The 9,779-nt window shown below is 70.2% G+C and carries 7 protein-coding genes and 1 pseudogene; 2 read left to right on the top strand and 6 right to left on the bottom strand.

The window, feature by feature from the left end:
* The coding region (locus ACIRDX_RS17575; RefSeq protein WP_396626740.1) for an L-serine ammonia-lyase, iron-sulfur-dependent, subunit beta at positions 1–1,467 on the top strand (1,467 nt) is incomplete at its 5' end.
* A 4-nt stretch (positions 1,468–1,471) separates the two neighbouring features.
* Here ACIRDX_RS17575 and ACIRDX_RS17570 read toward each other — a convergent pair.
* On the bottom strand, positions 1,472–2,368 hold the full coding sequence (locus ACIRDX_RS17570) for a permease (RefSeq protein WP_396626739.1): 897 nt from the start codon (positions 2,366–2,368) through the stop codon (positions 1,472–1,474).
* Between the two features lie 16 nt (positions 2,369–2,384).
* Complete coding sequence (locus tag ACIRDX_RS17565) at positions 2,385–3,374, bottom strand: ornithine cyclodeaminase family protein (RefSeq protein WP_396626738.1); 990 nt, start codon at positions 3,372–3,374, stop codon at positions 2,385–2,387.
* Positions 3,375–3,470: 96 nt separating this feature from the next.
* On the opposite strand from ACIRDX_RS17565, the gene ACIRDX_RS17560 reads away from it, so the two are divergent.
* Positions 3,471–4,406 (top strand): hypothetical protein, encoded by a 936-nt coding sequence (locus ACIRDX_RS17560; protein WP_396626737.1) that lies wholly within the window; start codon positions 3,471–3,473, stop codon positions 4,404–4,406.
* A 103-nt stretch (positions 4,407–4,509) separates the two neighbouring features.
* On the opposite strand, the gene ACIRDX_RS17555 is transcribed toward ACIRDX_RS17560, so the two are convergent.
* The 4 genes and pseudogenes from ACIRDX_RS17555 to ACIRDX_RS17540 all read right to left on the bottom strand — a co-directional run.
* Positions 4,510–5,640, bottom strand: a complete 1,131-nt coding sequence (locus tag ACIRDX_RS17555; RefSeq protein WP_396626736.1) for a Gfo/Idh/MocA family oxidoreductase — start codon at positions 5,638–5,640, stop codon at positions 4,510–4,512.
* Positions 5,641–5,803: 163 nt separating this feature from the next.
* Complete coding sequence (locus ACIRDX_RS17550) at positions 5,804–7,765, bottom strand: YjhG/YagF family D-xylonate dehydratase (RefSeq protein ID WP_396626735.1); 1,962 nt, start codon at positions 7,763–7,765, stop codon at positions 5,804–5,806.
* Positions 7,766–7,884: 119 nt separating this feature from the next.
* Positions 7,885–9,333, bottom strand: a complete 1,449-nt coding sequence (locus ACIRDX_RS17545) for a PQQ-dependent sugar dehydrogenase (RefSeq protein ID WP_396626734.1) — start codon at positions 9,331–9,333, stop codon at positions 7,885–7,887.
* A gap of 238 nt (positions 9,334–9,571) precedes the next feature.
* A pseudogene (locus ACIRDX_RS17540) lies at positions 9,572–9,779 on the bottom strand (hypothetical protein); the annotation flags it as partial.

Here is a 9,779-nt window from a genome sequence, read left to right as displayed (position 1 = left end):
CGGATCGGCCGACTCGCTCGCGACCTCATGGCGGGCGAGATCACCGACGTGCTGGTCGAGTTCGATCGCGCCGGCTCGCTGCCGACCACGCACGAGAGCCAGGGCAGCGACATGGGCCTGTTCGGCGGGCTGCTCGGCTGGGAAGCCGACGATGAGCGACTGCCCGACGCGGCCAGGGCGCTTGCCGAGGCCGGGATCGCGCACCGCATCGAGACGGTCGACGTCGGGGATCCCCACCCGAACACATATCGACTCACGCTGCGCAACACGACCGACACCCACACACTCATCGCTATCTCGACCGGCGGCGGCATGATGGAGGTGCTCAGCATCGACGGCGTCGCGATGAGCATGGACGGCGGCTACCACGAGACGCTGATCTGGATGCGTCCAGGCCCGGTGCCCGCGTTCGACGACGCCGAGGCGATCGTCCACGCCGCCGGCGACCTGCAGATCGTGCAGGTCAAGGCGGCGCGCTTCGTCACGACCGATGGCGTGGAGGCCATTGCCGTCCGGAGGCTCGCGCCGGTGCTGCCGGTGGCGTCGCGCAAGGACGTGCGCGTGCCCTTCGCGGGCAGTGAAGAAATGCTGCGCCACGACGCCGATCGACAGACGCCCCTGTGGCAGTTGGCCGTCGAGTACGAGCGGGCGCGCGGGCGGTTCAGCGAGGACGAGGTGGTCGAGCGGATGATCGCCCTCGTGCGCATCCTGCGGCGCTCGATCGCCAGCGGCATCGCGGGCACGAGCTACGCCGACCGCATGCTCGGGCATCAGAGCGGGCGCTTCCAGGCGTCGATGGAGGCGGGGCGGCTGCTCGACGGGGGCGCACTGAATCGCATCGTGCTCTACGTCACGGCGCTCATGGAGGTGAAGAGCTCGATGGGCGTCATCATCGCCGCCCCGACGGCCGGTGCCTGCGCCGCGTTGCCCGGCGCCGTGATCGGCATGGCCGAGGTCATGGGCCGCGACGAGGAGGCGATGGCGCAGGCGATGCTCGCCGCCGGGCTGGTCGGCGTGTTCATCGCCACACGCTGGACGTTCGCGGCCGAGGTGGGCGGATGCCAGGCCGAGGGCGGAGCCGCGGCCAGCATGGCGGCCGCTGCGCTCGTCACGCTCGCGGGAGGGACACGCGATCAGGCGATCGCCGCGGCGTCCATGGCCATGCAGAGCATGCTCGGACTCATCTGCGATCCCATCGCCGGCCGCGTCGAAGCGCCGTGCCTCGGCAAGAACGTCATGGCCGCCAGCAACGCGCTGTCGTGCGCCAACATGGCGCTGGCCGACTTCGACCCGCTCATCCCGCTCGACGAGGTGATCGACGCGGCCAAGGACGTGGCGAGCCGGATGCCGCGCGAGCATCGCTGCACGGCCCTCGGCGGCCTGGCCATCACCCCGACCTCACGGGCCATCGAGCAGCGCCTCGCCGCCGCGGCAGGCGCGGGCTGCGGCAGCTGCGGCTGTCACTGACCGGTCAGCGCGCGCCCTGCGCCGACGCGCGGCGGGTGGCGGCCACCAGCATCGACACCGCCGTGTAGAGCACGACCACCACGACGAGCCACCTGACGGTCGCCAGGTCGAGCGATCGCACGATGAAGGCCGCCAGCAGCACGCCGGGCACGCCGCCCAGGGTCAGCCCGAGCGCGGGGCGCAGGCTGTAGCGCCCCTTGCGCACGAAGCGCATGCTGGCCACGGGCATGAGGAACGCGCAGGCGCCCATCATGATGGGAAAGGCCGCCGTCGGGTTCATGCCGAGCAGGCTGATGAGAATCATGCACGGGGCGTAGAACCCCACGCCGAGCGTCATCAACGCGCCCGCGAGGGCCGCCCCGCCGATGCCGATCGCCAGCCTGGCCCCCGAGAGCCCGAGGGTGTCGCCGCCGGCGGGAAACCAGCCGAACTGCGTCATCACCATGAGCGACGCGGCCGCGAGCAGGGCGATGCCCATGCCCACCTGGATGCGCTGGCGCGACAGCCCCGCCACGATGCCGGCGCCGAGCCAGGCCCCCGCGGCAGCCGCCGCGATCAGCGACACCAGCGTCCACGGGTCCACCGCGATGATCACGATGTAGATCAGCGCCTGGACGGCGACCGGCACCGCGTGGCCGACGTTGAGCGTGCCAGGGATCAGGTCGTCTGGCACGAGGCGCCTGAGCCTGAATATCACTGTGGTCGGCGCAAAGCTCCCGATCCCGAGCGTGTCGAAGAAGTTGGTCACGAAGCCGACGGCGTGGTGCTCGGCGGTCGGCCAGCCCGGGGCCGTCTCTGGGGGCGCCGTGCCGTCGGGCCGTGGTGTGCGCACGGTCGCGACCCACACCGCGACGAAGGCCAGCGAGAGGGCCGACAAGAGGATCAGGAGCGCTGCGACCATCGTGCCTCCGGCGCCGTCACAGCGCCACCTGAGTTCCGAGTCCGTCGGCGATCGCGCGCTCGAGGACGAGGTGGGCGACCGCGACATCCTCGACGGCCTGGCCCAGCGACTTGAAGATCACGATGTCGCCGGCATCCCGCCGCACGGGCGCGCCGGATCGGACCACCGCGCCCAGTTCCGCGCAGATGTGCTCGGGGCCGAACCGGCCCTCCGCCAGACCCTGCACGACATCACCCGACTCGACGAGCGCGGCAGCGCGCGAATCGACGACCAGGCGCGACGCCGAGACGAGCTCGGGGTCCATCTCCCGCTGGTCGGGCCGGCACGCGCCCACCGACACCACCAGGGCGCCATCGTCCACCCAGCGCCGCTCGATCACGGGGTGAGGCGACGCCGTCACGAGCACGATGAGGTCGGCGCCTCGGGTCGCGGCCTCGGCCGTGTCGGCTGCGACGAGTGTCGCCGACACGTCACCGGACATCTCCTGGACGAATGCCGCGAGGTCGGCACGCGGACTCCACACGCGCACCTCCTGCAGCGAGGGCGACTCGGCGGCGAGCGCCTGCAGATGACTGCGCGCCTGCGCGCCGCTGCCCAGCAGCGCCATGCGACGTGGCGGCGCCCTCTGCAGGTGACGCACGGCCACGGCCGACACCGCCGCGGTGCGCGCCTCGGTGATGTGTGCCCCGTCCATCACCGCGCGGAGCCTGCCGGTCGTGTCGTCCAGCAGGAGGACGGTGGCGAAGTGACTGGGCAGCCCGTGGGCGCGGTTACCGTTGAAGACGGTCACGAGCTTGAGGCCCAGCGCCGCGTGCGAGGCGATGTGTGCCGGCATCAGCCCGAGATAGGCACGCTCGGGACCGATGAGCATCGAGGACCTGAGCGGCTGCACGACGTCGCCGGCCGAGAGGGCGCCGAGCGCGGATTCCATGAGGCCCACGAGGTCCACGCCGACGAGCGCGCGGTGCACATCCTGGTGAGTCAACAACCTGACGAGTGACGACATCATTCCGCTCCGTGAGGCGTCATCCTACGCGATCGCCCCCTGGAGGTCCGTGATATCGCGTGGCCCGCCGGGGAGCTGTGCCTGTATCGTGTGCGCGTGACTCCTCCAGACACGCAGACGGCAGGCGCCAACGACGCGCGAGGTCTGGCGCTGGGCTTCGCGTCGCACCTGCTCGCCGGCCTGTCGCCGTTCATCGTCTCGGCGGTCATCACACGCACGTCCCTGCTGCCAGGCACCGCGCTGGTGTACGGGCTGGGAGCGACGGCCCTGGCCCTCCTGCTGGTCGTCCCCCACTGGCGACGACGGTGGCGCGCCGAGACACGCGCGCTGTGGACGCCGCCCCACCGCATCGCGTTCCTGGTGAGTCTCACGGGCTTTCTCGCGGCGGGCGTGGCGTACTACGTCGGTCTTGCCAGCAGTGCCCGCGTCGCCGAGTACGTCTTCCTGACGCGCCTCGACTGGGTCGTGCAGGCGCCGGTCGCCATCCTGGTGTTGCGCGAACCCTGGACACGCGCGGGGCTGGGAGGTGCCGCCCTGGCACTCGCCGGCGGCCTGTTGATCGTGTGGACCGGCGTCGTCGGCAGCAGTGGCCTCCTCGCCGCGCTCTGCTACGTGATCGCGTCGCTGGCCGGCTACCTCGGTGCGACCCGCATCGCGCGGGCTCGCGGGCTCGAGGGCGCCGTCGCACTCACCGTGTGGCGGCACTGGGTCAACACTGCGGGATTCGTGACCCTCGCCCTGGTGCTGGTCCCCACGACCGTCCATCGCCCCGACACCGGCACGCTCATGCTGGCGCTCGCGGGCGGGGCGACACTGCTCGGCCTGTTCCTGTGTCGCTTCGCAGCGCTCACCCGCCTGCCGCTGTGGGTGCTGTCAGCGCAGGCGCCGGTGCAGGCGCTGGTGGCGCTGGCGGCCTCGCGATGGATCGAAGGCGTCCTCTCCGCGACCACGCTGGTGGCTGCCGGGATGATCGTGGCCGGCGAAGCCATCGTCGCAACGAGCCAGCGAGCGGCCCGACGGCCTGACGCGTAATGCCTGGCGATCGCGCACGGACGGCCTGCATGCGTCACCGTCGAACGCCAGGCATCAAGCGTCAAGCGTTAGGCGTTAGGCGTTAGGCGTTAGGCGTTAAGCGTTAAGCGTTAAGCGTCACCGTCTTGCCGGTCTTCGCTGCCTCGTAGATCGCCATCATGGCGCGGAGGTCCTTGAGGCCTTCCTCGCCCGGCGTGCGCGGCTCGGTGTTGTTCTTCACCGATTCGGCCATGTGGTCCATCTCCAGCGCGAACTGGTTGCGCTCGGGGAGCGTGCGCTGCTCGACAGTGCCGCCGCGGACGACGCGCATGCGGAGATCGGAGTAGCTGAGGGCAGGCTCGAGTTCGAACGCGGCGCGCTCGGCGTGCACGCGGAAGCGGTTCAGGCCGACACCGTAGCTCGAGACGCAGTTGGCGAGGATGCCGCTCGGGAAGCGGAGCTGGAAGTTGAGGGTCTCCTCGACGCCGGGAGCGAATCGCGGGTCGCCGGGTGTCGTGTACTCGAACGCGTTGATGGCGATCGGCTCCTCGCCCGACAGGTAGCGCGCGGCGTTGAGCGCGTAGATGCCGATGTCCATCAGCGACCCGCCGCCGGCGAGCGTCTTGTTGAGACGCCACTGCTTCGGGTCGCCGATGTTGAACCCCGCCTCGCAGAGGATGACCTTCGGCTTGCCGAACTCCTGCTTGCGGCACATGTCGATCATCGCCATGTTGTTCGGCTCGTAGCGCAGGCGATAGCCGATCATCAGCTTCTTCCCCGCCACCTTCGCCGCCGCGATCATCGCCTCGCAGTCCTGCGGCGTGTTGGCCATCGGCTTCTCGCAGAGCACGTGCTTGCCGGCCTGGTGCGCCCGCACGGTGTACTCGAGATGCATGCTGTTGGGCAGCACGATGTAGACGATGTCGACGTCGGGGTTGTCCTTCAGCCGGTCGTACGTCGCGTAGCTGTAGAGGCCCGACTCGGGCACGCCGTAGGCCGTGGCGAGCGTCTTCGCCTTGGCCGCATCCCCGCTGACGAGCGCGGTGACCCGCGCGTGCCGGCAATGGGCGAACGCCGGCAGGATCTGGTTGATCGACAGGCTGCCGAGCCCGACGATGGCGTATCCGAGCTTCTTCTCGGGCGGCCCTGGCAGGCGCGGCTGCGCGGCAGAGCGCACGCCGGCGAGCGATGCGGCGGCGAGCGTGAGACCGGTGGACTGCAGGAACTGGCGACGGTTGGAGGGGCTCTGTTTCATGGTTGGCTCAGGGCTCAGGGCTCAGAAAGCTCACTAATGGCTGCTCACATTACGGCACAGGCCGGGAGTTCGAGGAGCGCGTTCGCCATTGCATGACTGCAACGCTCTTCTCGGCATGCTCTCTGAGCCTTGAGCCTAGAGCCCTGAGCCTCGAGCCATCCGTTCACGCGTGCAGTTTGGTGACGATCGCGTCCACATCGTAAACGCAGCCGCCCCAGGTGCCGCCACTGGCGGCCTGCATCGCGGCCCACAGGCGCGTCGCCGGCGGCAGCTTCGGATGGGGGGCGAGCGCCGGGTGCGGCGTGCGGGTCGCCAGCGTCGCCGCGTCGGGCTCGAGTTCGCCGGTGGCGGGGTCCTCGCGCACCAGATCGATGTGCCCCAAGAGCGTGCGCGTGTCGATCACCACCCGTACGAGGTCGCCATCGCGCAAGCGCCCGAGCGGTCCGCCGGCGAGGGCTTCCGGCCCCACGTGGCCGACGCACGGGCCCGTGGACACGCCGGAGAACCTCGCGTCGGTGATGAGCGGCGTGCCCTTGAACGCCGGCAGGTGCTTGAGGGCGGAGGTCACCTGGTAGACCTCCTCCATCCCCGTGCCCATCGGGCCGATGCCGGCCACGACGACGATCTCGCCCGGCTGCAGGGCGGTGGCGGGATCGTGGCCCTTGATGGCCTGGATGGCCGCGGCCTCGCTGGTGAAGACGCGCGCCGGTCCGACATGCCGGAACACGCCGTCGCCGTCGAGCAGGTCACGGGCAATCGCCGTGCTCTTCACGATCGCGCCCTCGGGTGCGAGGTTGCCCTGCATGAAGCACACGGTGCTGCTCAGCCCCGCGGCAGCAGCCGCCGCGGGCGGCATCACGACGCGATCGGGATCGACCCCATCGCGGTCGCGCAGGATCTGCCTGCAGCGCTGCCGCCGCTCGCTGTCCTGCCACCAGTCCAGCACGGCGTCCAGCGAGAGCCCGCTGGCCGTCGGCACGCTGGTGTCGAGCAGGCCGAGGGCCCGCAGGTGCAGGAGCACTTCGGGCACGCCGCCGGCCAGGTGCACGCGCACGGTGGGGTGCGGACCGGCGGGCAACGCATCCACCAGGCGCGGCACGGCGCGGTTCACAGCGGTCCAGTCCTCGATGGTCGGGCGCCGCAGACCCGCCGCGTGCGCGATGGCCGGCACGTGGAGCAGCAGGTTGGTCGAGCCGCCGAAGGCCGCGTGCGCCACCATCGCGTTGCGGATCGACGCATCGGTGACCAGCGTGCGGGCCGACCAGCCGAGGGCACGCTGCGCCAGCAACCCGTGCACGGCGCGCGCCGCCCCGTCGAGCCAGATGGGCTGCCCCGATGGCGCCAGGGCGCTGTGCACGGGAGCCAGGCCCAGCGCCTCCGCCACGACCTGCGCCGAGGCGGCCGTGCCGAGGAACTGGCACCCGCCGCCCGGCGATGCGCAGGCGCGGCAGCCGAGGGCCGCCGCCTCCTCGAGCGAGATGAGCCCGTGGGAGAAGCGCGCGCCAATCGTCTGGATGGTGCCGGCGTCCTCACCGCGATCGGACGGCAACGTGACGCCGCCAGGCACGATCGCGACCGGGACGTCGCCCGCGCCGGCAATGGCCATCAGCATGGCCGGCAGCCCCTTGTCGCACGTGGCCACGCCGAGCACGGCCGAACGCGTCGGGAGCGACCGGATCAGCCGCCCCAACACGGTGGCCGCGTCGTTGCGATACGGCAGGCTGTCGAACATGCCCGGGGTGCCCTGCGACCGGCCGTCGCACGGGTCGGTGCAGAACCCCGCGAACGGCGTCCAGCCGCTGGCGCGACACGTGAGCGCTGCCTCACGCATCAACAGGCCGACTTCCCAGTGCCCCGTGTGGTACCCGAGGGCGAGGGGGCGGCCATCGGGTTCGCGCATGCCCCCGAGCGTGCTCAGGAGCAAGGCCTGCGGCTGGCGCACCGCATCGGGCGCCCAGCCCATGCCGACGTCGAGCGACCAGCCGAAGAGGTCGCCGCTCGGCTTGTTGCGCAGGTCGTCCGGGGTGAACGGCAACTGCCCCTCGGGACCAGGGGCAGCCGTCGTGATGTCGAAGATCGCGGCGTCGCCGCGGTCGAGGGCGGGGGGGACGGAAGGCGTGGACACCGTCTACCTCAGCGGTAGGGCGGGGTGTCCCACCCCGCCGTCATTCATTCCGAACTACCAACGGCGCGGTCGGAGACCGCGCCCTACCTCTGTGGGGTCGGAGACCGCGCCCTGGCCCCTTACTGGGCCGCGGCGGTGCCGCCAGCCGGGGCGGGCACCAGGCGGGCGATGCGATCCGGCTGGTTGAACGCGATGTAGATCGCGCCGTCGGGTCCCGTCACCACGTCGCGCAAGCGCCCGACGTTCTTGAACAGCACTTCCTGCTTCACGCCCGTGGCCGTGATCTCGAGGCGACGCAGTTCCTGAGCGGCGAGCGAGCCGAGGATCAGGTTGCCCTTCCACTGCGGGAACTTCGCGCCGGTGTAGAACCCGATCGACGACACGGCGATCGAGGGCACCCAGTACGTGAGGGGCTGTTCCAGGCCGGGCGCCGCCGTCTTGTCGGTCATCGGCGTGCCGTTGTAGTTCATCCCGTAGGTGATGACCGGCCAGCCGTAGTTCTTGCCCTTCTCCACCAGGTTCAACTCGTCGCCGCCACGCGGGCCGTGCTCCACGTCGTACAGCGTGCCGGTGGTCGGGTGCATCGTCAGCCCCTGGGGATTGCGATGCCCGTAGCTCCAGATGCTCTTGATGGCGTCGGCCTTGCCGGCAAACGGGTTGTCGGCCGGAATCGAGCCGTCCTCGTTGACGCGGTGCACCTTGCCGTTGGGCCGGGTGACATCCTGGGCATCGGTCATCGTGCCGCGGTCGCCAATCGAGAAGAACACATGGCCCTTGCCGTCAAAGACGAAGCGCGAGCCGAAGTGGGGATTACCCGTGCGATAGGTCGCGGCGGGCGCCTTGAAGATCTGCTGGACGTCGGTCAGCGCGTTGCCCTTGAGCTTGGCGCGAATCACGGCGGTCATGGCCGCCTCGCCCTCGCCCGGGTCGCTGTAGGAGATGTAGATCCAGCCGTTCTTCGCGTACTGCGGGTGCACGCCGACGTCGAGCAGGCCGCCCTGGCCCTTGGCCGTCACGACCGGCACGCCCTGCACGGGCTCGGCCGCGAGCACGCCCTTGGCGTCGGTGATGCGGAGGGTGCCGCCCTTCTCGGTGATCAGCATCCGGCCATCGGGCAGGAAGTCGAGGCCCCAGGGCGTGTTCACGCCCTCGAGCACCGTCTCGAGCTTGAACGTGTGCTTCTCGCTCTGGACGACGACGTTGGGCTCGGGCTTGGCGAAGGTGGCGCCGGCCGACTTGGCCTTGCCGGCGGTCTCGCGGATGTAGACCACCATCGCGCGGATTTCCTCGTCACTGAGGAGCCCGCCGAAGGCCGGCATGCCCTTGTCGGTGCGTCCGGCCTTGATCGTCGCGGCCAGGGCGGCATCGTCGCCGTTGCCCGAGATCCAGGTGTCGTCGAGCATGCTGGGCGCCTGGGCGCCCTGCATGTTGGCGCCATGGCAGCTGGCGCAGACGTCGGTCCAGACCTTGGCAACGTCCTTCTTGGGGGCGGGGGCCTGGGCGAGCAGGAGGGGCCCGCCAACGAGCGCAGCGGTGCCCACGAGCAGGGCGGAAATACGGAGCAGCATCAGGAAAGCGTAGCAGAACAGCACAGGAAAAAGAGTAGAAGAGCAGAAGAGTAGAAGGGCAGAAGGCAGGGCGGGAAGGAAGAAGGAACCCAAAGACGCAAGGCTGAAGAAGGTCCAAAGGCTCGACAGGCGCCGACGCCAGCCCTGCCCTTTCCCTGTACTGTCCTTGTGCCTTCGGTCCTTCCGCCTTCCCGCCCTACCTTCTTTCCTTCTGCTCTTCTACCCTTCTGCCCTTGTCCTAGACGCTGTCCTTGTACCAGCCCTTGAGTGGGTCGTAGCTCACTCCCAGGTGGTCGAGCGCCTCCTTGGGGGCGCCGGTCCACTTGGCGACGAAGGTGTTGCCCTTGTAGTCGAGGTCGGCGATCCCGATCTTGCTCGTGAAGAAGCCCGTGGCCGTGAGGTCGCGCACGGCGCCGAAGAAGCGCACGCCGTGACTGTGCTCGGGC

The organism is Luteitalea sp., assembly GCF_044337415.1.
Lineage (GTDB): Bacteria > Acidobacteriota > Vicinamibacteria > Vicinamibacterales > Vicinamibacteraceae > Luteitalea.
This window is presented reverse-complemented; position numbering and strand designations above follow the sequence as displayed.

Coding starts and splice junctions, on each gene's coding strand:
- ACIRDX_RS17555 (WP_396626736.1), bottom strand. CDS start 5,640: ATGAAACAGAGCCCCTCCAACCGTCGCCAGTTCCTGCAGTCCACCGGT.
- ACIRDX_RS17545 (WP_396626734.1), bottom strand. CDS start 9,333: ATGCTGCTCCGTATTTCCGCCCTGCTCGTGGGCACCGCTGCGCTCGTT.
- ACIRDX_RS17570 (WP_396626739.1), bottom strand. CDS start 2,368: ATGGTCGCAGCGCTCCTGATCCTCTTGTCGGCCCTCTCGCTGGCCTTC.
- ACIRDX_RS17565 (WP_396626738.1), bottom strand. CDS start 3,374: ATGTCGTCACTCGTCAGGTTGTTGACTCACCAGGATGTGCACCGCGCG.